Below are 22927 nucleotides of genomic sequence, written 5' to 3' on the forward strand. Positions count from 1 at the left end.
GGAATCAACTTCACCAGAGAATCTATGTCATTTGCTACCCTCGGCTTGTCCGACGCTATTGTTCGCGCAGTTACTGAGCAAGGCTATACCACGCCGACCCCGATCCAGGCCCAGGCCATCCCCGCCGTGCTCGGCGGCGGCGACCTGCTCGCCGGCGCCCAGACCGGCACCGGCAAGACCGCCGGCTTCACCCTGCCGCTGCTGCAGCGCCTGTCGACCGACAAGGTCGGCAGCACGCTGCGCAACAAGAGCGCGCCGCGCGCCATCCGCGCCCTGATCCTGGCCCCGACCCGCGAACTGGCGGCCCAGGTCGAGGAAAGCGTGCGCCTGTACGGCCAGTACACCAACCTGAACTCGGCCGTGATCTTCGGCGGCGTCGGCATCAACCCGCAGATCAAGCTGCTCAAGCAGGGCGTCGACATCCTGGTCGCGACCCCGGGCCGCCTGCTCGACCACGCGGGCCAGGGCACGGTCGACCTCTCGAAGATCGAGATCCTGGTGCTGGACGAAGCCGACCGCATGCTCGACATGGGCTTCATCCACGACATCCGCAAAGTGCTGGCCCTGCTGCCGCCGAAGCGCCAGAACCTGCTGTTCTCGGCCACCTTCTCGGACGACATCAAGGCCCTCGCCGACCGCCTGCTGGACAACCCGGCCTCGATCGAAGTGGCGCGCCGCAATTCGACGGTGGAAGTGATCGCGCAAAAGATCCACCCGGTCGACCGCGACAAGAAGCACCCGATGCTGTCGCACCTGATCAAGGAAAACAGCTGGCACCAGGTGCTGGTCTTCACCCGCACCAAGCACGGCGCCAACAAGCTGGTCGAACAGCTGGGCAAGGACGGCATCGGCGCGATGGCGATCCACGGCAACAAGAGCCAGTCGGCACGCACCAAGGCCCTGTCCGAATTCAAGGACGGCAGCCTGCAGGTGCTGGTCGCGACCGACATCGCGGCGCGCGGCATCGACATCGACCAGCTGCCGCACGTGGTCAACTATGACCTGCCGAACGTGCCGGAAGACTATGTGCACCGCATCGGCCGCACCGGCCGCGCCGGCGCCACCGGCGAAGCGGTCTCGCTGGTCTGCGTCGACGAGCACCAGATGCTGAAGGACATCGAGAAGCTGATCAAGCAGACCCTGCCGCGTCACGTGATCCCGGGCTTCGAGCCGGACATGAACGCCAAGCCGCAGCCGATCCAGCTGCGCAGCGGCGCGCCGGGCCACGCCAACCGCGGCGGCCGTCCAGGCGGCAACCGCGGCGGCCAGGGCCAGGGCCAGGGTCAGCGCAGCGCTGCTGCCGGTGCCGGTGCGGGCGGCCGTCCGGCGGGCGGCGGCAATGGCGCGCGTCCTGCCGGCAACGGCGGCGGCAACCGCTCGGCCAACGGCAACCGCGGCCCGCGCAGCGGCGCGGCGCCACGCCAGGGCGGGCGCGACCGCTAAGCCAGGCTGGCTTGGCTAAGACGAAAGGACAGACCGGTCTGCCGGCCTGTCCTTTTTTATTGTTGACATCGAGGATCGTAGGGTGGGCGCCCCGTGCCCACGCGTGAAGCCGGCGTCGTGTCAACGTCTGCAGCACCTGCGCCTGCTTATCGTTTCCTGCGTAGCTACCGGCGGATCCCTCCGAACCCACGCACGATTGACCGTCTCCGGCAGCTTCGCCACGCGAATGCTACGATAGCGGGCTGTCAACATGCGAGATACCCCATGCCGAAATTCGCCGCCAACCTGAGCACGCTGTTCCCGCAGCTCAGCTTCCTCGACCGCTTCGCGGCGGCGCGCGACGCGGGCTTCGACGCGGTCGAATTCCAGTTCCCCTACGCCTGCGAACCGGAGTGGATCGCCGGACGGCTGGCGCGCTACAACCTGGAGCTCGTCCTGCACAACTTCCCGGCCGGCGACTGGGCGGCCGGCGACCGCGGCATGGCCTGCGACCCGCGCCGCATCGGGGAATTCCAGGACAGCGTCGAGCTCGCGCTCGATTACGCGGACGAACTCGGCGTGAAGCAGTTGCATTGCATGGCCGGCAGGATCCCGCCCAACGTGCCCCATGAGCGCGCGCACGCGACCTATGTCGCCAACCTGCGCTTTGCCGCCGCCAGGCTCAAGGAACAGGACATCCGCCTGCTGATCGAACCGATCAACGACCGCGACCTGCCCGGCTACTTCCTCACCGGTTCGCGCCAGGCCGAGGCCATCATCGCCGAATGCGGCGCCGACAACCTCTTCCTGCAATTCGACATCTACCACATGCAGCGCATGGAGGGCGACCTGGCCGACAGCCTGCGCGCCCTGCTGCCGCTGATCCGCCACATCCAGCTGGCCGACGTGCCGGGCCGCCACGAGCCGGGCACGGGCGAGATCAACTACCCCTACCTGTTCCGCCTGCTCGACGAGCTCGGCTACGACGGCTGGGTCGGCTGCGAGTACACCCCGCGCGGCGACACCCTGCAAGGCCTGGCCTGGCGCGGCGAACTGGCGGGCCAGCCCTTGTAGCCGGGGAGCTGGACAGCCCCCGGTCCTTGGTGGCACCATTGCTTCCTTAACAATAAGGAGACTGCCATGATCCAGGGACTGCGCACCGTCATCTATCCCGTCACCGCGCTGGACGAAGCGACCGAATGGTACCGGCGCGTGCTCGACCGGGCGCCGTACTTCGACCAGCCCTTCTACGTCGGCTTCGAGGTCGGCGGCTTCGAACTGGGCCTGGTGCCCGACGGCGTGCCCGGCACGGCCGGCGCGACCGCCTACTGGGGCACGCCCGACGCCCAGGCCGAGCTGGTGCGCCTGGTGGGGCTGGGCGCGACGGTCGAATCTCCGGTCGAGGAGGTCGGCGAGGGCATCAAGGTCGCTACCGTGCGCGATCCCTACGGTAACCTCTTCGGCATCATCGAAAACCCACACTTCGACCTCGGGAAGCTCGCTTGAGTTGACCAACTGCAACGCCACTTCGGGCGGCGTTTGCCAGAATGGGGACTTTCCGGCCGGCATCTTCGCCGCCCAGAGGAGAGCCCATGAAGATGTTTCGTCACCTTGCCGCGCTTGCCCTGCTGGGCGCCGGCCTGCTGCTGGGCGGCTGCGCAAGCACGGGCGGCCCGGTCAGCCTGACCGAAGTGCGCGAATTCGCCGACGCTTCGGCGCGCCTGGGCGGCTATGCCGAACTGTCGCGGCGCTACCGCGACACCTACGAACGCGAGCAGCCCTACCTGCCCGCCGGCGCCGACAAGCTGGCGCGCGAGAACGACGCCAAGCGGCGCGCCGTCTACGACGACTTCGTCAGCGTGCAGAAAGCCGTCGTGCTCTACATGCAGACGCTGAGCCTGCTGGCCGGCGATACCCGCTACGACTTGTCCGAGCGCATCGACGACCTCGGCAACGGCCTGAAGGCAAATACCGATTCCGGGCTGCAGCAACGCCACATCGCCGCCTACACGGGGCTGACGCGCCTGCTCACGCGTGTCATCGCCTCGGGCTACCAGAACCGCAGCGTGGAAACCATGGTGCGCGACGGCGACGCCGATGTGCAGACCCTGCTGGAAGCCATGATCTCGCTCACCCGCCTCTACTACAAGACCAACGAGAATGAGAAGAAGACCGTGCTGGGAATCTTCGACGTCGAGCTGCCGTTCAACAACAAAAGCAGCGACCGCATGCTCGTTACCCTGGCCAAGGTCCACTACATGAACAAGTCGAGCGAATACAAGCTGATCGACCGCCGCTACGACCTGGCGCTGCAGGGCCTGACGAAAGTCGCGCTCGGGCACCAGAAGCTGCGCGAGAACCTGCACCGGCTGTCCGAGGCCGACGTGCGGCGCATGTTGGGCAATTACGGGCGGGACTTGCGGATGATCCGCGAGAACCTGTCCGGCGACTGATTTCTGCGGAGGCGGTATGGCAAGCGAGACGAAGGCAGCCGGTGCACAGGCGCCGAAAGATGAGGAAGCCGCGGCAGCCGGGGCGGTTCCCGCGCCGGCCGGCGTCGCCGACAATACCGGCCAGGGCGGCCTGGCCAGCGCAAGCCAGGTGGTGGAACTGGCCGACCAGCTATCGGCCTGCGCCGACCAGCTGCACGAGCGCATCATGCGCGACATCCGCGCCTACGAAGGCGCGACGGTGCCGGAACACGTGCAGGCCGCCGCACGCGCCCTGTTCGAAGACGAGGTCATCCTGCGCCAGCGCGCCAACGGCCTGTACGCCGACGCCGCCACCCGCACCGTGAAGTCGCTCGGGAAGTCGCAGAAGGTCGTGATCGCCCTGACTGCCGAGGCAGCCGAGAAGATCCGCAAGATTACCCGGATCGCCGAGGTCAGCGGCCTCGTCGCCGGCCTGCTGCACCTGGCGGGCGCGGCCGCCACCGGCCAGCCTGCCTCGATCCTGGCGGCGCTCGACAAGATCCGCGCCCACGCACAAGGGGTCGAGGCCACCAGGCCGCCGGGGGGCGCCCCGTCCGCGGCCGAGGCCACCTAAGCCGCCCCGATTGCTGCCGGGACGGCCGCTCGCGGTACGCGTGCGCCCATGTTCATCGGGCGCGCATCACGCTACACTGGCCCCATACAGCATTCAAATGGGGAGTGTGCGATGGACCGCTTTCCTTCGTTGCAAGCGTGTGCGGGAAGCGCGCCGGCCGGCGGCGCGCGCCAAGCCTGATGCCTGCCCTTGCCATGGCCGCCCTGGACCAAGGTCAGCTCGCCCAGCTGCGTGCCACGCTCGAGGCGCGCCTTGCCGCGCTCAGCGGCGTCGCCGCCGTCCAGACGGACGGCGGACACGACCTCCCCGTACCCGAAATCGAGACCTCGCCGGCCGACAAGGCCACGGTGCGCCTGCTGAACGATCTCGCGCTCGAGGCCGCCGGCCACAATGCCGCCCAGATGCAGGTGCTGCGCCATGCGCTGGCCAAGTTCGAGGACGGCAGCTATGGCCTGTGCGAGGAATGCGGCAACGACATCGGCTACTCGCGGCTGCAGGCACGCCCCGAGGCGCGCCTGTGCATCGGCTGCCAGACGCGCGCCGAGAAGCGTTAGACACCAAGGCTAGCGCATGTGCTGACCGCCGTTGATGGCGATGTCGGCGCCGGTCACGAAGCCGGCGGCATCCGATGCCAGGTAGGCGACCAGGGCCGCCACCTCGTCGGGTTCGCCCAGGCGGCCCACCGGGATCTGCGGCAGGATCTTGGCCTGCATGATCTCCGCCGGCACCGCGCTGACCATCTTCGTGTTCAGGTAGCCCGGCGACACCGTGTTGACCGTGACGCCGTGGCGCGCCGTTTCCAGCGCCAGCGCCTTGGTGAAGCCATGCATGCCGGCCTTGGCTGCGGAATAATTCGCCTGGCCGAAGGCGCCGGCATTCGCGTTGACCGAGGAAATGTTCACGATGCGGCCCCAACGCTGGGCGATCATCGGCTCGATGACTGCCTTGCTCATGTTGAAGACGCTGTCGAGGTTGGTGGACAGCACGGCGCGCCAGTCGTTCTGGGTCATCTTGCGCAGGCTGCGGTCGCGCGTGATGCCGGCATTGTTCACCAGCACGTCGATGCGGCCGAGCTCGGCCAGCACCTCGGCCACCGCAGCCGCGCAGGCATCGTGGTCGGTAACGTCGAGTTTGTAGGTGCTGAAGCGGTAACCCTCGTCGCGCCGGGCCGCCAGCCAGGCCTCCGGCGTGGTGTTACTCGGCGAATAGGTCAATGCGACCGTGAAGCCCGCGTCATGCAGGCGTCGGCACAGGGCCGTGCCCAGGCCGCCCATGCCACCCGTCACCAGCGCTACCCGTTTTTCCTTCATGTCTTTTCCCCTTGTCATACACGGCCACGCGGCCGGAAACGACAATTTTAGAAGCCAGACACTCGCGAATATTGAGTTGGATCAAAGGCAGAAAGCGCGCGTGGCCGCCGTGCCACGCGCGCTGCGCGACCTCAGGTGATGACCTCGGGCGCGATGGATGCGTCGAAATCGGCCCAGTCGCCGTCGACGATATTGCCGCGCGCCCGTTCGATCTGGCGCGCACCCAATCGACGCAGCACGTCGACGGCGCGTCCTTCCTGGTTGGCGTCATCGAAGGCGACGGCGACCAGCATCCCGGCCATGCGCTGCTCAACCGGGGCGCGGCCGCCCTCTTCCGCCTCGCCGGCTTCCTTCATTTTCGAGAAGCTGAACAGCGAGCCGACATGGGCGCCGACCAGGCCGCCGACGATCGGACCGGCCGGGCCCGTCAACGGCGCCGTGGCTGCGCCGACCACCGCGCCGACGGCGCCGCCGGTGGCCGAGCCCTGCACCACGCCGGCGGGCGTTTCCTTGGCGCCCGGCGAGTGCAGGTTGTCGCCGCCGATCGGGGTCAGGTCGTGCTGGCCCGCCTGGCTCAGATAGAAGCTGCTGATGCGCTCCGGCGCGAAACCGGCGTCGGCCAGGGCGCGGCGCGCCACGTCGACCTCGTCCTGGAGCTGGAAGTGCCCTGCAATGATGGTGGACATGGAATTCTCCTGCGTCGATAGATGAGCGAAGCATGCTCCTGCTGGGCTGCTGATTCTGTACGCAAACGCACGCAGTTCATTGCCACTGCCCGTAAGCCATGCCGTGGAACGCCGGTTCCGGCGCCGGCGGCGCGCTCCAGGCGCGCGTGTCGACCCGGTAATACTTCAGGAATTCCTCGTACAGCGCGCCGTGGCGCTCGGCCAGCCGGTGCGGCTGCTCGAAGAAGGCCTCGGTCGCGACCGCGAAGAACTCGGCCGGATTGGTCGCGCCGTAGTGGTCGAGCACGCCTTGCTGGCCGAACCAGGCATCGTGGCGCAGCGCCGCGAAGTCGCGCGACAGCACTTCCGACCAGCTGCGGTAACGCTCGGCGCTGCCCAGGTAGGGCGCGCCGTTGGTGCTGCCCGATTCGCTGTCGAGCTGGTGCGCGAATTCGTGCAGGACCACGTTGTGGCTCGGCGGCTCCTCGTTGTCGGCGCGCTGGACATGGTCCCAGGACAGGATCACGCGGCCGTCGCCCCAGGATTCGCCCAGCAAATCCTGGCGCTCCTCGGTCACGACGCCGGCCTCGTCGACCTGGCGCCGCGGCACCAGGAAGGCGCCCGGGTACACCAGCACCGAATGCAGGGTCGGGTAGACGGCGTCGCCGCGGGTGCCGAGCAGCAGCAGGCAGGCCTGGGCCGCGATCGTCACCCGCATCTCGTCCGTGACCTCGAGGCCGGCACAGCCGACGAAAGTCTTTTCGTGCAGGAAACGGCGCACCAGGCGCTCGAGCCGGGCGCGCTGGGCGCCGTCCATGCCGCGGAACTGCGCGACGTTGCGCTCGATGGTCGCCAGGGCGCCCGGCGGAAGCGGCCGCGACAGCGCACGGCGCAGGCGCCAGCGCGGCACCGCCCAGGCGACCAGCAGGGCCGCCACGATCAGGGACACCGTCACCAAGGCTTCCATCGCCCCGCCTCTTCGATTGTCAACAGCAGACTCACGCGGCCGCCGTACGCTCGGCCAGGTGCGATTCGAGCTCGTCGGCGCCACCGATCAGCTGGCCGCCGATGAAGACCTGGGGCCAGGTCATGCGCCCGCTGACGGCGCGCAGCACGCCCGTGTTGATCTTCTGGCTCTGGGAAATGTCAGTGTAGCGCAGGCGGTGCTTCGCCAGTGCCGCCTTGGCGCGCGCGCAGAACGGACAGCCGGGACGCGAGAACATGACGATCGGCTCGGGCGCCTCGGCCTCGGGGTTGATGTACGCGAGCATGGTGTCGGCGTCCGACACCTCGAAGGGGTCGCCGTCGCCCTCGGCCTCGATGAACATCTTCTCGATGACGCCGTCGCGCACCAGCATCGAATAACGCCAGGAACGCTGGCCGAAGCCGAGTTCGCGCTTGTCGACCAGCATGCCCATCTCGCGCGTAAAGTCGGCGTTGCCGTCGGGAATAAAGGTAATGGCGTCCGCGTCCTGGCCCTGCTTCCATTCGTTCATGACGAAGGCGTCGTTGACGGCAAGGCAGACGATCTCGTCGACACCGTTGTCGCGCAGCACCGGCGCCAGTTCGTTAAAGCGCGGCAGGTGGGTCGAGGAACAGGTCGGCGTGTAGGCGCCGGGGAGCGCGAAGACGACCACGGTCTTGCCCTTGAACAGGTCTTCGCTACGAAGGTCCTGCCACTCGTCGTGGGGACGCGTCTTGAAGACGACACTTGGGACTGGTTTTCCTTCCAGCGATTCGGCACTCGGCAGCATGGGGTTTCCTTTTCCGGTAGCAGGACGCGGCAGAGCGCCGCACCCGCCGAACTTGGGGCCTGTTGACGGGATTTCAACGGCGCGGCTGGCGCGCGCACGTGCGGGTAGCGCCCTGACGTGCTTTGTTAACGGTTAACGGCAAACGCCGCGCGGTGCGCGGCGTTTGCGTGACGACAGCGATCGTCGGATCAGGAGGGGCGCCGCGGGTCTCTGCCACCGCGCCCTTCCGGCAGGAGCATGTACAGCTCAGGTGCGCTCTTTGGCGACCTGGTTCGGCGCCGGGCCGAACAGCGCGGCGACCAGCGGATCGCGGGTGACCGGGCTGCGGTTCACGCGGATCGCGTAGTGGGTGTCGTCGGCCAGGATGTGGAAGTGGCGGCCGCTGCCGGCCATGCTCTGCTCGCGCAGGCCAGGACGCTCCTTGCGCGGGGCGGCGCCTTCGCGCTTCGGCTGGCAGATCGCGGCCAGGAAGGCCTTGACGCGTTCCTGGTCCGGGCAGATCTGGTAGACGGCCTTGCCCAGGTAGGTGGCGGTGCCTTCGATGTAGCGGGCCAGTTCGATGACGCCGGCTTCGCGCAGGTCGCGGATGTACTTGCGTGCGCCGGACGGCGAGAATTTGAGGAACCATGCGATCTCGTCGGCGAGCATCTCATGGGTCGACAGTTCGTTGATGAGCTTTTGCATGTTCTCGATCCGACGCTGGGTGGCCGAGGTCGACCGCACACGCTCGATCGGCGCCAGCGAGATCGGCGCACGTTCGGTCGGCTGGGGCGGCACGCGTTCGATCAGCGCTGAGTTGCTGGAAGTGTGCACTGCGCCGTGTTCGCCTTGCACCGCGTTGTGATGAGTCGTTGCATGCATGTTGGTGTACTCCGTTAGATAGAGAGAGACTGTGTGGTCCGGGTCGCTGTGTGTCGTCTGACACCCTGACAACACCTCGGGTTCCGCTTAACTGGCCACAAGATTGCCTGCGTCAGCCCGGCCGGTCTGTGCGCCAGCCCACATTGGCAAAATTCCAGCAGGCATTTCGGCAATTTTTTTACTGCCCGAAATCAAGAGTCCGCCGGCAAATATCTGGCTTGTTGTAGAATAGATACAGAAGTATGGAGAATTAGAAACATTCCTCCAATTTCGGGGTCGAGTCCTTCTCTCTATATATAGGGAGGCCCTGAAGAGGATGACAATGTTGCGGTTTTGTCACTCAGCAGTTGCTGTAGGTGCGCTAGCGCACGGACCCGTCGGAACTCGGCCTCGTACTCTTCACTCCAACATCACTGTCAAGGCATGCGATGTCACCCTACCTTTCAACTTATGGGAGTTTCCTGTGAATAATTCGAAGAAGATCGCCCTGGCCGTCGCCATGTTCTGCGCCGCCGGCTCCACGCTGGCCCAAGAGGCGCCGAGCGCGACCATCAACCCGTCCTGGTACATCCAGCCGAGCGTCGTCGGCATCAAGCCCGACGCCGATTTCGGCACCGACCACAAGGACTGGGGCGGCGGCCTGAAGTTCGGTAAGGCAGTGCACCAATACTGGGACATCCAGTTCGGCGCCACCCATGCCCGTTCCGAAGACGGCCCTGCCGAGTATCGCCAGACCCTGCTGGGCGTCGATGCGCTGCTGATGCTGTCGCGTGAGCGCTTCCGCCCATTCGTCCTGTTCGGCGTCGGCGCCGAGCGCGACAAGGTTGACAATCCGCTGCGCCGTGTCAGCAAGAACTCCCCTTACGCCACCGCCGGCGTCGGCTTCCAGGCCGACCTGAGCCCGCAGTGGAGCCTGCAGGCCGACATCCGCTCGGTGCGCGGCTTCCTGCGTGACGACGAAGACTTCGGCTTCAAGCAGAGCAACAACAAGTACGTCACCGTCGGCCTGAACTACGCCTTCAACCCGCCGCCTGCGCCGCCGGCACCGGCCCCGGCTCCAGTCGTGGAGGCGCCGCCGCCAGCACCGGCTCCGGTTGCTCCGCCGCCACCGCCGCCGGCACGCTTCGAAAAGGTCACGCTGGAAGCCTCGAAGATGTTTGACTTCGACAAGGCCGAACTGCGCATGCCGGCGCCCCGCCTGGACGAGATCGCCGCTGCCCTGCAAGCCGACACCAGCATCACCAACGTCGACATCACCGGCTACACCGACCGCCTGGGTTCGGAAAAGTACAACCAGAAGCTGTCGGAGCGCCGCGCCAACGCCGTGCGTGACTACCTGGTCAGCAAGGGCGTCGACGCCGGCCGCCTGAACGCCGTCGGCAAGGGCGAAGCCAACCCGGTCGTCGAGTGCAACCAGAAGAAGCGCGCCGAGCTGATCGCGTGCCTGGAGCCGAACCGCCGCGTCGAGGTCGAGCAGATCACGATCGAGAAGCGCGTGCAGTAATGTGACCCCGGCCGGCGAGGCATCGGCCTGTTTCATCGGGCGCTCGCTGGCCGTCCACACCACAAGGGGCCTCGCGCCCCTTTTTTCTTTTCTGGAGGATCCGGTATGGCTGTAAAAAAATGGCTTCCATTCTCACGCCAGATCATCCACGTGATGCGCTGCGCGGTCACCGAGTGGCTGGGCCATCGCGCGTCCAGCAAGGGCGCCGCGCTGGCTTTCTATACCCTGTTCTCGCTGGCGCCGATCCTGGTGCTGGTCATCGCGGTCGCCGGCTTCTTCTATGGCGCCGATGCCGCGCGCGGGCAATTGTTCAACGAATTGCGCGGCCTCGTCGGGGCACAGGGCGCCGAGACCATCCAGACCGTGCTGGCCGGCGCCCAGAACAAGGAATCCGGACGCTTTGCCACCATCGTCGCCACCGTCCTGCTGCTGGTCGGCGCCACCACCGTGTTCGCCGAGCTGAAGGACAGCCTGGACGAGATCTGGGACGTGCCGCCGCCGAAGGACGCGAGCTGGTGGGACACGGTGCGCACGCGCCTGCTCTCCTTCGGCCTGATCCTGGTGCTGGGCTTCCTGCTGATGGTATCGCTGGTGGTGAGCGCGGCGATGGCGGTGGTCGAAAACTATTTCGGCGGCATGTACAAGGAAGCCTCGATCATCATCGGCTGGATTTCCTCGTGCATCAGCTTCCTCGTCATCGCCACCCTGTTCGGCGTGATCTACAAGCTGCTGCCACGCATCAAGCTGTCCTGGCGTGACGTAGCCATCGGCGCCCTCGGCACCGCGGCCCTGTTCACACTGGGGAAATTCGGCATTGGACTGTACATCGGCAACAGCGGCGCGGCCAGCAGCTTTGGCGCGGCCGGCTCCCTGATCGCCCTGCTGCTATGGGTGTATTACTCGGCCCAGATCTTCTTCCTCGGCGCCGAGTTCGCCCGCCAGTACGCGCTGCAACTGGGCAGCCTGCGCCACAAGCCGGACCACGAGACCGGCGCCAGGAACGTCAAGCGCATGGCGTGATGCGGTAACGCGCGAGCCCGTCCCGAAGCGCCGGCCGGCGGCTATTCGCCCAGCAGTTCGGCCAGCGCTTCCATGCCTTCCACGCGCTCGGCCACCACTTTCAGCACCACCACCACGGGCACGCCGAGCAGCAAGCCCCACATGCCCCACAGCCAGCCCCAGAACAGCAGGCTGACGAAGACGGCGGCCGGGTTCATCTTCGCGATCTTGCCGGTCATCCAGGTGGTGACCACCATGCCGACCAGGGTGGCGATGCCCATCGAGGCGCCGGCCACCAGGATCACCATGCGCAGCGACTCGAACTGCATGAAGGCGACCAGCCCGGTGGCCGAGGTGATCAGCAAGGGGCCGAAGTAAGGCATGACGTGGGCCACGCCGGCGAAGATGGCCCAGGCGCCGGCGTTGTTCAGCCCGATCGCGCGCAGCGCCACCCACATCAGGAGCGCCAGCAGGACATTCGTCACCAACAGCATGAACATGTAGTTCTGGATCGAGGTGTTGATGTCATCCAGGATATGCACGGTCACTTTTTTCCGTGTCAGCGAGGGGCCGGTCAGCTTGACCAGCTTGCGCTTGAAGGTATCGCCCGCGAGCAGCAGGAAGAACACCAGGAACACCACCATGGTGGCCTGGGTGACGAAGGAAGCCAGGCCGACCGAGCCGGCCAGCAGCCAGTCGGTGAGCCGGAAGCTCGACGACTGCTGGGCCAGCGTCGGGCGGCGCTGGATCAGGCGCGGATTGGCGCCGACATTGGCGGTGGCCTGTTCGAGCTCGGCGGCCGCCTTCTGCACCCGCTGGATGGTCGAGCCCTCGCCGCCGGCGGCACTGGCGACCAGCTTGCTGACTTTCTGGGTCAGCGTCGGCAACTCGTCGAGGATATTGATGAATTCGTCCTGGAGCCGGAGCATGGTCGCGCCCAGGCCGCCGAGCAGCGCGGCGGTGACGATGGTGGCGCCGATCAGGCGCGGAATGTGCACGCGCTCGAGCCAGCGCACGACCGGACTCAAGGTATAGGCGATGAAGATGCCGAGCAGCAGCGGCACGAAGAATTTTTGCGCCCATTGCAGCGCGAAGACGAAGGCCACGGTGGCCAGGATGCCCAGCGACAAGCCGCGGGCGTTGACGTGGATAGGTAGACGCAGCCCTCCGGCCTGGAGCGCCAGGTCGTCGGGGGAGCCGGCGGCGGGCTCCGGCTTTACGGCCTCGGCCGTCACTGCCGGTGTTGCCCCAGGGGCGGCGGGTTTGTGCGGCTCGGCTGGAGCCGAGCCAGGACTGGCGAGTTGCATGTGTTTGCCGATATGAGTTTGCCGGTCCGCGCCGCCCCGGTGGCGGGGATTACTTCACGCGGATGTCGTTCTTGACCGATGCTACACCCTTCACGCCGCGTGCGACCTCGACTGCGCGCTGGGCGTCGCTCGGCTGGGCCACGAAGCCCGACAGCTGGACGTCGCCCTTGAAGGTCTCGACGTTGATTTCAGTTGCCTTCACGGTCGAGTCGGCGGCGAAGGCGGCCTTCACCTTGGCGGTGATGACGCTGTCGTCGATGTATTCGCCGGCGCTTTCGCGTTGCGGGTTCGAAGCGCAGCCGACCATGGTGAATGCGAGGGCGCCGGTGAAGACGGCGGTAGCGAGACGTTGGGTGATTTTCATGATGTATCCCTTTCTATCGTTGGTCAAAGTTACAGCGTTGGTACAGCGTTGCTCACTGCGAGCGGGACCGGTACGTCATTTGCCGTACGCGGTTTTTGCGGCCTGGACGCACTGGTCCTTCGCCGCGCCGGCAAACGCGTCGCACTTCTGCAGCGCGACCCGGTATTCAGCCGTCAGTTTGTCTTCGCGCGCGTTGTTGCGCGCTTCGATCATCTTGCGGTCCGCGGTGGCGTCGGCCTGGGCGGCCACCTGGGCTGCCTTGGCCTGCTTCAGGCACACGTCGCGGTCATTGCCCGCCAGCGCGCCGCAACGCGCCTTGTCGCGTGCAAAATTGGCGTCCGCGATGCGCATGCGGGCCTGGGTATAAGCCTTCAGGGTGTTCTTGTAGGCGGCGGCGGCCTCCTCCTCGGTGCGCACGCGCTCGGCCTTGGCCTCGGCCTCGCACACCTCGTGCGGATTGCCGCTGAGGCTGTCGCAGCGGGCGCGCGCCGCCTTGTAGTTGGCGACGGCCATGTCGCGCGAGCGTTCGTACGCGGTCTTGGCATCCGGCACCGCGACGGGCGGCTGCGCCGGCATGGCCGTTGCCGCCGGAGCCGGAGCGCTCACCGCCTGGGCCGGGGCGGTCACCGCCTGGGCGCGGGCATGGCCCAGCCACAGCAGGGCGGCGCCGAGAACCAGCAGCGTATGCGCATTTCTCATTTTTGTTGTCATGTTCCTTACTCCTTTTTCAACACGCCAGATACGTTTTACGCCGTTTATGGCCGCGTTTCTGTTCGCTGTCGAACACAACAGGAGATGTTTGTTTGACATTATCAAACGGGCAAATAAGCGTGCGTGAGCGCACAGACCCTCGTGCAAGCGCTGCATATTCTTGACGTACATCTTTTGCCAGGAGAACAATATGAAAACCACTCGTACGCTTGCCGCCGCCGTCGTCGCGGCTACCGCGATCCTGTCGGGTTGCGCCAGTAATACGCCGTCGTATAACAATGGCTACAACAGCGGCTACAACAACACTGCCTCGATGGGCTACGGCACCATCGAATCGATCCAGGTGACCCAGGCCGAGAACCGCACCAGCGGCGCCGGCGCCATCGTGGGCGGCCTGGTCGGCGCGCTGGCCGGCAACCAGGTCGGCAGTGGCAGCGGCCGCACGGCGGCCACCGTGGCCGGCGGCGTCGCCGGTGCTGCGATCGGCAATAACGTCGAACGCAACCGCAATACGACCGGCGGCCAGGAGATGTACCAAATTAATGTACGCATGGACAACGGCGAATACCGGACCGTGGTCCAGGACAGCGCCTACGACCTGCGCGTGGGCAACCGCGTGCGCCTGGTCGACGGCCGCGTCTATCGCTACTGATCGACGGCAGCGAATAGACGGCAAACAGCAACAACATGCACGACTGTGCGCCCGGCGCGCCGTCGTGCCGCCCCCTGGGCCGGCCCGCGCCGGCCCTCTTCCATTCTGGAGGTGCAGATGAACCCTCGATCGATATGCAAACGCATCCTGCTCGGCGCCCTGCTGGCCGCGGCCGCGCCGCTGGCGCTGTCCCAGAGCAACGATGCCAACGTGGCGCCCGCCGCGGCCAGCCAGCAGGCGCGCGAGATCGCGCGCGGCGATCCGGTGCGTTGGTACCGCGAAGACACGACGCGCCAGGAAAGAATGCGCACGCGCCGCAAGGAAATCGGCGCCGCACTCGACGAAGCGAAGAATGCCTGCAAGCGGGGGCCGGTGGCCGAGCGCGCAAGCTGCCAGAAGGCGGCGCAGGACACCTGGCGCCAGGAGATGGCGGCCTTGCGCAGTGAAGCGCCGGTGCAGGCCAGTACGGGGGACGCGGGGCGCTGAGCGCTTTGTTGGCCCCTACTATCCTACTTCCAGGATTTACCTGGCGTGACAGGCGTGACCTTGCTCGAAGGGACGTAGGGTGGACGGCTTCGCCGTCCACGCGTTCAGGCGACGCGTGCCTGTCGCGAGCGTTTGCACGAGGCCATTGAGTTCACGAAGCGTCCATGGTCGCGAGAGGTTCCGGAGCTGACCGTCAAGCCGGCGCGTCGCTTTGATCGAAGCATCACGCCTCGCACCGGAAAGCGACGAACGCCTGCGATATGCCACCGTCTGTTGAACGCGTGGGCGGGAGACCCGCCCACCCTACAGCCCTACGCTTGCAACCTGGGACACAATAAGCGTCCCCACAAAAAAAGACGGCGCCCAATCAAGGATTGCGACGCCGCTCAAGCCCCACCATATTCTTTCAACCGGCGCCAGCCATGGCGCCCGCATGCGGCGCGGCGCATGCGCCGGGACCAGGCCCGGCCAACACTTAGGCGACCTCGCGCGATGCGCGCCGCTTGTTCATGAACCAGCCTGCCACGCCCAGCAACACCGCTCCCGCCAGCGCCTGCTTGCCCATGCGCCGCTGGCGCACGAAGTTGAAGGCGGCCAGTGCATACGGGGCGATGACCGAGACGCTGGTGCCCGTGGGTTTCAGTAGAGCATCAGCCCGGGTGCGCAGCGCCCACGTGGCATGGTCGAATACAGAATGTAACATGACTTCGGGCCGCGCGCCGTGTTTTACCTGCGCTCGTGCGTAGGCCACCCCCGCACGATAGAACTCGCCCTCGCGCAGCAGCTCGGCCTTGCGCAGCGCCGGGTCGCGGCTGTGTTTGTGACCGGCCAGGCCGGTCGGTTCGTCGTTGTGATGATGCTTGTCCATGTTTCCTCCCCTGGTTGGCGCTTACATCAGCGCGTCGCGGTCCGCGCGCAGTTCGTTCATCGTTTCGGGGAAGGCGAGCTTGCCCTGCTTGAGCATGGCCAATCCCTTGGCGACGAGCACGGCCGTGATAACCGCGAATACGAGGAACATCACCAGCAGGATCTTCCAGCCCATGGCATCCCAGGCCAGCGCCACGATCATCGCGGTGCCGTAAGCCAGTGCGAACCAGACCGCGAGCACTGCGCAGGCGAAGATCGCCACCAGTTCGATCACGTGGTTGCGCACCTCCGACAACTCGAGTGCCGCCAACTCCACGCGCGACACCACGAGGCCGAACAGGTTCTTCGCCAGGCCGGAGATGCCGCCCATGAGTCCGGGGCCATGCACGACGGTATCGGTCTTTTCCATGGCGTTCTCCGGCGAGTTTATTTACGGCCCAGGACGATGCCGACCAGCAGGCCGACGCTGGCGGCGGCAACGACGGTGCGCCACGGGTTGTCCTTCACGTAGACATCGGCAGTGTGCGCCAGTTCCTTGCTCTTGACGACGGCTTGACCCTGGTACTGGCTGGCCTTGCCCATCGCGCGGTCCAGCAGCTCCATGCCGCGGCTGCGCAGTTCGTCGGCCTTTTCGCCGGTCATGGCGGCGGCGGCCGTCAGCAGCGACTGGGCGTCCTTGACCAGGACCTTCATGTCGGCGCTGGCGTTGTTGAGGCTGCTGTCGAGCGAACGGGCATTGGCGCGGGTGGTGGTGTCTAGCATGATGAACTCCTGTTGTGGTTGTTTGTGTTTGAAAAATCAGGGCACGAGGAAGTCGCGCATGTCGTCGGCATGCTCTTCCTCGACGGCGAGGATCTCGACCAGCATCTGGCGCGTGGTCGGGTCCTTGTCGCCGATCGCCTGGATCATCTGGCGGTAGGACTCGATCGCCACGCGCTCGGCGATCAGGTCGGCGCGCACCATGGCCTGGACGTCGTCGGATTCGTCGTACTCGGCGTGGCTGCGCGCGGTGAGCGTGGCCGGATTGAAGTTCGGCGAGCCGTTCAGCTGGACGATGCGCTCGGCGATGCGGTCGGCGTGCTCCTGTTCCTGCTGGGCGTGCTCGAGGAATTCGGCCTTCAGCTCGCCGTTGTTCGGGCCGCTGACCGTGTAGTAGTGGCGCTTGTAGCGCAGCACGCACAGCAGTTCGGTGGCCAGGGCGTCGTTGAGCATGGCGATGACCGCTTCGCGGTCGGCCGCGTAGCCGGCGGTAACGGCGCCGTCGTCGAGGTTGGCGGCGGCGCGGCGGATCGCTTCGATGTCGAAGCCATGCGCCAGGGATTGTCGAGCTTGTTCCATGATGTTTCCTTTGCTTCTGTTAAAACAACGGGCGCCCTGCCCGGCGCCCGGCTTGATACAGGGCTTAGCGGCCCGCGGTGCGCTGCGGGATCGGTGCGTTATCGTTCGACAGCACGATCTCGACGCGGCGGTTCATCTGGCGGTTCGCGGCGGTGTCGTTGCCGGCCACCGGGAAGGCTTCGCCATAGGCGCGGGTCGCGATGCGCTGGCGCTCGATGCCCATGCTGCCCAGTGCGGTGGCGACGGCGTTGGCGCGGCGCTGCGACAGGTCCTGGTTATAGCTCGAGCTGCCGGTGCTGTCCGTAAACCCTTCGACCAGAACAGTGCGTTCCGGGTTCTGTTGCATGACCTCGGCCAGCTTGCGCAGGGTCGACATTCCGTTCGGGGTCAGGTTGGCCTGGTTGGTGGCGAACAGCACGTCGCCGATGGTCACGACCATGCCGCGCTCGGTCTTGGTGGCGTGCAGCTCGGCCAGCTGGGATTCGAGCTGGGCGGCGCGCTGGGCCAGCGCCTGGTTCTGGGCCTGGGCGGCTTCGGCCTGCTGCTGGGCGGTCATGGCCGCGGCCTGCGCCGCTTCGGCCTCGCGCTTGGCGCGTTCGGCCTCGGCGGTGCGGGCCTCCAGACGCACGGCGTTGCGCTCGAGCGAGGCGTTGGCGATGTTCGCCTCGGCGGCCTTGGCGCGCGCCACTTCCTGGGCGGTGGCGATCTTCTGCTTGGCCACGTAGGCCAGGCGGTCGATGTCGTTCAGGCTGTCCTTCTTGGCGGCCGCCTCGTTGGCGGCGTTCAGGGCGTCGCTGGCCTGCTTGAATTCGAGCGGCGCATAGGTCGAGACCTGCGGATTGTTATTCGCGGCGACGAAATCGGCCCGCGCCTGGTCCAGCGTCGGGGTGGTGGTCGGCGTGCTGCTGCAGGCTGCCAGCAGGATGGCGCTGGCGAAAACGGCCGGTTTCAGGAAACGTACTTTCATGATCTTGCCCTCCGTTATTTTCAGGCGCCATGGCGGCGCATGTGATTCGCAAAGATGCCGTGCGGCGCCACGATGCGGGCGGCCGGCGCGAATCGAACCTGCGCACGAGCCGGCGGGTATCAAGGCCCGATGGGCGGACTGCGCGGCGCACGCTGGCGCCGCATGGCGGGAAGGCGCGGCGGCCTGCCCGCCGGTGCCGGTGCTTACTGCGAGTTGGCGCGCTCGACTTCCTGGCGCAGCACGCGCAGGTCCTCGTTGAGCGCGTCGGAGGCGGCGGTGGCCTTGGCCGAGTTGGCCTTGCTCTGCGCCAGCTGGGCGTCGGCCTGGGCCTGCATCGCCAGTTCGCGCGCCAGCTTGTAGTCCCTGGCGGCCAGCGCCTCGTTAGCGCGCATCATCTTGGCGCGCGCCGCGGTGATCTCGGCCGGGGCCAGCTCGGCCGCGCCGGCCTGCACCGCGTTCTGGACCGCATTGCGCGACACCGCGACATCGGCGGTGGCGGGGGCCTTCTGGCTGGCGCAGCCGGCCAGCGCCAGCAGCGCGGCGCACAGTGCGCCGCCAAGGAATCGTTTATTCAAGGATCGGGTTTCCATCCTGCTCTCCTGTTTATGTGAAGAAGTTGTTAACGTTATAAGCCTGTTATCGGCAGAGTTCGGTTCGCTAGCGCACACTGACGGCACTTCGCAGCGCTCATCCATTTGCAGCGTGCGACACCGCACATCGAGATCCCGGTGCTTTGGGCTAAGCTGGGTTCAAGACTGACTCCCAGCGAAGGATCGTCATGCCCGACACTACTACACCCGAGCAACATGCCGTCAAGCCACACGACGGCCGCCGCAAGAAAATCCTGCTCAGCGTGATCGGCGTCCTGGTCGCCATTCCGGTGATCGCCGTCATTTTCATCCTGACATTCGATTGGAACAAGGCGCGGCCCTGGCTCAACGCCAAGGTGAGCGAAGCGATCGAGCGCCCGTTCGCGATCCGCGGCAATCTCGCGGTGCAATGGGAAATCCCGGCGCGCCGCATGGCGCCGGGCGACCGCCACCTGCGCGACTGGCTGCCCTGGCCGCACCTGATCGCCAACGACGTCCACGTCGGCAACCCGGCCAACATGCAGCAGGCCGACATGGCATCGGTGCGCCAGTTCTCGTTCTCGCTCAATCCCTTCGGCCTGCTGCACCGGACCATCGGCATTCCGGTGCTGCGCTTCGATGCGCCGCGCGTCGACCTGGTGCGCACCGACAACGAGCACTACAACTGGGTCTACAAGAAGAAGGAAGAGGAATCGAAGTGGAAGCTCGACCTCGAGCGCATCGTGCTGACCGACGGCGTGGTGCGCGTCGTCGACGCCGTCACCAAGGCCAACGTCACGGCCCACGTGCGCACCCTGGACAAGGACCCGAAGTACGGGATCGGCTTCGAGGTCGGCGGCAGCTATAACGGCGCCCCGGTCACCGGCGGCGGCAAGGTCGGCCAGGTGCTGTCGCTGAAGGACCAGGACACGCCCTACCCGGTGCAGGCCGACATGCGCAGCGGCCCGAGCCGCATCGCGATCGAGGGCACGGTCACCGCGCCGGCCAGGCTGAAGGCGGTCGACCTGCAGCTCGAGCTGGCCGGACGCAGCATGGCGCGCCTGTACAACTTCACCGGCATCACGCTGCCGGAAACGCCGGCCTTCTCGACCTCGGGCCGCCTGCGCGGCGAGCTCGACCGCGAATACGGCCGCTGGACCTACGAGAACTTCAAGGGCAAGGTCGGCTCGAGCGACATCCATGGCAAGCTGGTCTACGAAGGCGGCAAGCCGCGCGGCAAGCTGTCGGGCAACGTCGCCTCGAACAAGCTGGTGTTCGAGGACCTTGGCCCGCTGATCGGCGCCGACTCGAACGCGAGCAAGAAGGCGCGCGGCGTGGAAGCCGTGCAGCCGGGCGGCAAGGTGCTGCCGGTCGAGGAATTCCGCACCGAAAGGTGGAAAGCGATCGACGCCGACGTGCGCTACGCGGCGGACAAGATTGTCCGCGAAAAGACGCTCCCGATCAGCAAGCTGTCGGCCCACCTGATCATGAAGGACGGCGTGATCACCCTGGCGCCGCTCGACTTCGGCGTGGCCGGCGGCACCTTGCGCTCGACCATCCGCCTGGACGGCAGCGGCAAGGCGGGCAACACGATCGCCGCCACCGCCAAGGTGCAGGCGCGCCACATCCAGATCAAGCAGCTGTTCCCGACCATCGAGCAGATGCAGGCGACGGTCGGCCAGGTCAACGGCGACGCCCAGCTGTCGGCCACCGGCACCTCGGTCGCCGCCCTGCTCGGCTCCTCGAACGGCGAAGTCAAGGCGCTGGTGAACCAGGGCACGGTCAGCAAGATGCTGCTCGAGATGATGGGCCTGAACGTTGGCAACATCATCGTCACCAAGCTGTTCGGCGACAGGCCGGTGCAGCTGAACTGCCTGGCCGCCGACTTCGACGTCAAGAAGGGGGTGATGCAGTCCCAGGTCTTCGTGGTCGACACCAAGGAAGCGATCATCCGGGTCGACGGCACGGTCAACCTCGCCAACGAGGCGCTGAACCTGACGATCCACCCCGAGACCAAGGCCCTGCGCCTGTTCACGCTGCGCTCGCCGCTGTATGTGCGCGGCCCCTTCAGCAAGCCCGACGTCGCGGTCGACAAGGGCGTGCTGGCGCTGAAGGCCGGCGGCGCGGCGGCGCTCGCCGCGGTCGCGGCGCCGGTAGCGGCCCTGATCCCGCTGATCAATACCGGGCCGGGCGAAGACAGCGACTGCGGCCGCCTGGTGGCGCTGGCGAAGACCAAGCCGACGGCGCCGCCGCCGGGCAAGACCAAGACGCGCTGAACGCTCCCCGGGGCCAGCCGCCGCAGGGCCGCCCGGCAGCTGTCCGGCGCCGCATGCGGCGCATGGGCTAGTGCCCGCGCCGCCGGGAGCGTTGAATCAAGGCCAGCCGCAGTGTGTGTTGCCGAACAGACTACATTGTCGCGCTTGCCTATCCTGACAACATCGCCGGACATTAGGTCGGCATACAAGGAACACGCATGAGGCATTGGAAATCGGCCGCGGCACTGCTCGCGGCCCTGACCCTGGGAGTGACGGCGAGCGGCTGCGCCTCGTCCGGCGCAGTGGAGGAACAGGCCCGTCGCGTGGACGACGCCGCGATCACCAGCGGCGTGAAGGCGGCGATCGGCCAGGCCCCCGAGCTGCGGGCGGCGGAGATCGAGGTCGCGACCAGGGAAGGCATCGTCCAGCTGAGCGGCTTCGTCAGCTCGGCGGACAACGTGGCAACCGCAGCGTCGGTTGCGCGCACCGTGAAGGGCGTCAAGTCGGTACGCAACGACCTGCGCTTAAAGTAAGGCTGTACAACGTAAGGCTGTAAAACCACCATAGGAGATTATCATGAAAAACATCAAACAACTGGCAGTGAGCGCAACCATCGCAACCCTGGCCCTGGGCCTGACCGCTTGCTCCGGCATGTCGCAGCAGGACAAGAACACCGCCATCGGCGCCGGCGCCGGCGCGGTGGTTGGCGGCGTCCTGACCGGCGGCAGCGCGGTCGGCACGGTCGGCGGCGCGGCCGTCGGCGGCGTGATCGGCAACCAGACCGGCAAGACGAACTAAGTTCTCTATACCGGACGAGAGAACGCCCCGCTTGCGGGGCGTTTTTCATTGGTGCCGCACAATGATCGCGTAAAACATTCGCATGGCGTTGGCGCATCACGGCGGCCAACAATGCTCATCGTTTACGCGTGGGCACGGGGTGCCCACCCTACGCCTGCATGAAGCACCACGAATAGCGGCCGCCGCGGTCACACGAAGGCGCTCGACAAGGCGCCCACGGAGGCATCCTTGACGATCTCGTAGCAGGTGCAGGCCGCCGCCGCCAGCCCGACGGCGTCGAGGATCTCGATGTTGCCGCGGCTGTAGATGATCAGGCCCTGCTGCTGCAGCGCGCTGGCCGCCTTGGTCACGCCGACCCGGCGCACGCCCAGCGCGTGCGCCAGGAATTCGTGGGTCAGGTGGAATTTGTCGGATTGCAGGCGGTCGCGCGTGATCAGGAGCGAGCGCGCCAGGCGCGCCTCGAGCACGTGGAAGCGGCTGCAGACGGCGATCTGGATCGCCTGCGCCAGCAGGGTGTCGGTGTAGCGGTACAACACCCGCTGCAGCGCCGGGTTGCGCGCGAACTCGGCGCGGAAGTCGCTGCTCGTCATGCGGCTGGCGCTGCCGGGACGCTGCACCACGGCGCGCACCTGGGCGCTCTGGTGGCCCAGCGCCACGGTAGCGCCGAGCATGCCCTCGCGCCCGACCAGGCCGACCTCGAGCGTCATGCGGCCGCCGGCGACGCCGAGCAGGGAAATCAGGCAATCGTGCGGAAAATAGATGTAGTGGAAGGACTCGCCTGCCTCGGACAGCACCTCACCGGCCTCGACCTTCACCTGGTCGAGCATCGGCAATACCTGGGCCAGCTCCTGCGGCGGGAGCGCGGCCAGCAACAGGTTGGCGTTGTGCTCGGCGACGTCGGGGGAAGCGGCGTAATTCATCGGACCCTCGCAGTGAGCCGCGCGGCGCCCGGAAAAAGGGCTGCACGAGCGGCGGATACATTTGCAAACAATTTCGATCAGGGTAAAGCGTTCGATAGGGGGAAGTATGTTCGGTGACGCACGGAATACCTTG

At 66.6% G+C, this 22927-nt stretch carries 28 protein-coding genes; 13 read left to right on the forward strand and 15 right to left on the reverse strand.

Annotated elements, in window-relative coordinates; genetic code table 11:
- The first annotated feature begins 24 nt into the window (after positions 1-24).
- From RT688_RS10015 to RT688_RS10040, 6 genes are all read left to right on the forward strand, one after another.
- Positions 25-1443 (forward strand): DEAD/DEAH box helicase, encoded by a 1419-nt coding sequence (locus RT688_RS10015; protein ID WP_313704725.1) that lies wholly within the window; start codon positions 25-27, stop codon positions 1441-1443.
- 264 nt (positions 1444-1707) lie between these two features.
- Positions 1708-2496 (forward strand): hydroxypyruvate isomerase, encoded by a 789-nt coding sequence (gene hyi, locus RT688_RS10020; protein WP_313704726.1) that lies wholly within the window; start codon positions 1708-1710, stop codon positions 2494-2496.
- A gap of 66 nt (positions 2497-2562) precedes the next feature.
- Positions 2563-2928, forward strand: a complete 366-nt coding sequence (locus tag RT688_RS10025) for a VOC family protein (protein WP_313704727.1) — start codon at positions 2563-2565, stop codon at positions 2926-2928.
- 86 nt (positions 2929-3014) lie between these two features.
- A complete protein-coding gene (locus RT688_RS10030) occupies positions 3015-3875 on the forward strand; it encodes a hypothetical protein (protein WP_313704728.1) in 861 nt (286 codons plus the stop codon).
- Between the two features lie 16 nt (positions 3876-3891).
- The gene (locus RT688_RS10035; RefSeq protein ID WP_313704730.1) at positions 3892-4467 is read left to right on the forward strand and encodes a hypothetical protein; all 576 of its coding nucleotides are present in this window, start codon (positions 3892-3894) and stop codon (positions 4465-4467) included.
- A 179-nt stretch (positions 4468-4646) separates the two neighbouring features.
- The gene (locus RT688_RS10040) at positions 4647-5021 is read left to right on the forward strand and encodes a TraR/DksA family transcriptional regulator (protein WP_313704731.1); all 375 of its coding nucleotides are present in this window, start codon (positions 4647-4649) and stop codon (positions 5019-5021) included.
- 9 nt (positions 5022-5030) lie between these two features.
- On the opposite strand, the gene phbB is transcribed toward RT688_RS10040, so the two are convergent.
- From phbB to RT688_RS10065, 5 genes are all read right to left on the reverse strand, one after another.
- Positions 5031-5777, reverse strand: a complete 747-nt coding sequence (phbB, locus tag RT688_RS10045) for an acetoacetyl-CoA reductase (RefSeq protein WP_313704732.1) — start codon at positions 5775-5777, stop codon at positions 5031-5033.
- Positions 5778-5908: 131 nt separating this feature from the next.
- A complete protein-coding gene (locus RT688_RS10050; protein ID WP_313704733.1) occupies positions 5909-6463 on the reverse strand; it encodes a hypothetical protein in 555 nt (184 codons plus the stop codon).
- A gap of 76 nt (positions 6464-6539) precedes the next feature.
- Positions 6540-7409 (reverse strand): zinc-dependent peptidase, encoded by an 870-nt coding sequence (locus RT688_RS10055; protein ID WP_313704734.1) that lies wholly within the window; start codon positions 7407-7409, stop codon positions 6540-6542.
- A gap of 31 nt (positions 7410-7440) precedes the next feature.
- Positions 7441-8196 carry a glutathione peroxidase gene (locus RT688_RS10060; protein WP_313704735.1) on the reverse strand — a complete coding sequence of 252 codons (756 nt, stop codon included), beginning with the start codon at positions 8194-8196 and terminating at the stop codon, positions 7441-7443.
- A gap of 246 nt (positions 8197-8442) precedes the next feature.
- The gene (locus RT688_RS10065; protein ID WP_312552525.1) at positions 8443-9057 is read right to left on the reverse strand and encodes a winged helix-turn-helix domain-containing protein; all 615 of its coding nucleotides are present in this window, start codon (positions 9055-9057) and stop codon (positions 8443-8445) included.
- A gap of 463 nt (positions 9058-9520) precedes the next feature.
- Between RT688_RS10065 and RT688_RS10070 the strand changes: the two genes are divergently transcribed.
- Together RT688_RS10070 and RT688_RS10075 are read left to right on the forward strand one after the other, a co-directional pair.
- Positions 9521-10561 (forward strand): OmpA family protein, encoded by a 1041-nt coding sequence (locus RT688_RS10070; protein ID WP_313704736.1) that lies wholly within the window; start codon positions 9521-9523, stop codon positions 10559-10561.
- A gap of 105 nt (positions 10562-10666) precedes the next feature.
- Complete coding sequence (locus RT688_RS10075; protein ID WP_313704737.1) at positions 10667-11581, forward strand: YihY/virulence factor BrkB family protein; 915 nt, start codon at positions 10667-10669, stop codon at positions 11579-11581.
- 41 nt (positions 11582-11622) lie between these two features.
- On the opposite strand, the gene RT688_RS10080 is transcribed toward RT688_RS10075, so the two are convergent.
- The 3 genes from RT688_RS10080 to RT688_RS10090 all read right to left on the reverse strand — a co-directional run bounded on the left by RT688_RS10080 (position 11623) and on the right by RT688_RS10090 (position 13942).
- Positions 11623-12867 carry an AI-2E family transporter gene (locus RT688_RS10080; protein ID WP_313704738.1) on the reverse strand — a complete coding sequence of 415 codons (1245 nt, stop codon included), beginning with the start codon at positions 12865-12867 and terminating at the stop codon, positions 11623-11625.
- 49 nt (positions 12868-12916) lie between these two features.
- Positions 12917-13231 (reverse strand): BON domain-containing protein, encoded by a 315-nt coding sequence (locus tag RT688_RS10085; protein ID WP_313704739.1) that lies wholly within the window; start codon positions 13229-13231, stop codon positions 12917-12919.
- A gap of 75 nt (positions 13232-13306) precedes the next feature.
- On the reverse strand, positions 13307-13942 hold the full coding sequence (locus RT688_RS10090) for a hypothetical protein (RefSeq protein WP_313704741.1): 636 nt from the start codon (positions 13940-13942) through the stop codon (positions 13307-13309).
- Positions 13943-14132: 190 nt separating this feature from the next.
- Between RT688_RS10090 and RT688_RS10095 the strand changes: the two genes are divergently transcribed.
- Together RT688_RS10095 and RT688_RS10100 are read left to right on the forward strand one after the other, a co-directional pair.
- Positions 14133-14594, forward strand: coding sequence for a glycine zipper 2TM domain-containing protein (locus tag RT688_RS10095; RefSeq protein WP_313704742.1), 462 nt, complete (start codon positions 14133-14135; stop codon positions 14592-14594).
- A 117-nt stretch (positions 14595-14711) separates the two neighbouring features.
- The gene (locus tag RT688_RS10100) at positions 14712-15080 is read left to right on the forward strand and encodes a hypothetical protein (RefSeq protein ID WP_313704743.1); all 369 of its coding nucleotides are present in this window, start codon (positions 14712-14714) and stop codon (positions 15078-15080) included.
- 475 nt (positions 15081-15555) lie between these two features.
- Here RT688_RS10100 and RT688_RS10105 read toward each other — a convergent pair whose 3' ends face one another.
- The 6 genes from RT688_RS10105 to RT688_RS10130 all read right to left on the reverse strand — a co-directional run bounded on the left by RT688_RS10105 (position 15556) and on the right by RT688_RS10130 (position 18842).
- Positions 15556-15948, reverse strand: coding sequence for a hypothetical protein (locus RT688_RS10105; RefSeq protein ID WP_312552263.1), 393 nt, complete (start codon positions 15946-15948; stop codon positions 15556-15558).
- 21 nt (positions 15949-15969) lie between these two features.
- A complete protein-coding gene (locus RT688_RS10110) occupies positions 15970-16356 on the reverse strand; it encodes a phage holin family protein (RefSeq protein WP_312552265.1) in 387 nt (128 codons plus the stop codon).
- A gap of 17 nt (positions 16357-16373) precedes the next feature.
- Positions 16374-16709 (reverse strand): DUF883 family protein, encoded by a 336-nt coding sequence (locus RT688_RS10115; protein WP_313704744.1) that lies wholly within the window; start codon positions 16707-16709, stop codon positions 16374-16376.
- A 36-nt stretch (positions 16710-16745) separates the two neighbouring features.
- Complete coding sequence (locus RT688_RS10120; RefSeq protein WP_313704745.1) at positions 16746-17285, reverse strand: ferritin-like domain-containing protein; 540 nt, start codon at positions 17283-17285, stop codon at positions 16746-16748.
- A 64-nt stretch (positions 17286-17349) separates the two neighbouring features.
- Entirely contained in the window at positions 17350-18252 is a 903-nt protein-coding gene (locus RT688_RS10125) for an OmpA family protein (RefSeq protein ID WP_313704746.1), read from the reverse strand.
- Between the two features lie 203 nt (positions 18253-18455).
- The gene (locus RT688_RS10130; protein ID WP_313704747.1) at positions 18456-18842 is read right to left on the reverse strand and encodes a DUF4398 domain-containing protein; all 387 of its coding nucleotides are present in this window, start codon (positions 18840-18842) and stop codon (positions 18456-18458) included.
- Between the two features lie 188 nt (positions 18843-19030).
- Here RT688_RS10130 and RT688_RS10135 point away from each other — a divergent pair, with 188 nt between their 5' ends.
- From RT688_RS10135 to RT688_RS10145, 3 genes are all read left to right on the forward strand, one after another.
- Positions 19031-21097: an AsmA family protein gene (locus RT688_RS10135; protein WP_313704748.1), complete on the forward strand. Its 2067-nt coding sequence runs from the start codon at positions 19031-19033 to the stop codon at positions 21095-21097.
- Between the two features lie 197 nt (positions 21098-21294).
- Entirely contained in the window at positions 21295-21609 is a 315-nt protein-coding gene (locus RT688_RS10140) for a BON domain-containing protein (RefSeq protein WP_313704749.1), read from the forward strand.
- 43 nt (positions 21610-21652) lie between these two features.
- Positions 21653-21874 carry a glycine zipper 2TM domain-containing protein gene (locus RT688_RS10145; protein WP_313704750.1) on the forward strand — a complete coding sequence of 74 codons (222 nt, stop codon included), beginning with the start codon at positions 21653-21655 and terminating at the stop codon, positions 21872-21874.
- 188 nt (positions 21875-22062) lie between these two features.
- Here the strand turns inward: RT688_RS10145 and RT688_RS10150 are convergent, their stop codons facing one another.
- A complete protein-coding gene (locus RT688_RS10150; protein WP_313704751.1) occupies positions 22063-22794 on the reverse strand; it encodes a Crp/Fnr family transcriptional regulator in 732 nt (243 codons plus the stop codon).
- Positions 22795-22927 lie beyond the last annotated feature (133 nt).

The organism is Massilia sp., from assembly GCF_032106685.1.
Lineage (GTDB): Bacteria > Pseudomonadota > Gammaproteobacteria > Burkholderiales > Burkholderiaceae_D > Telluria.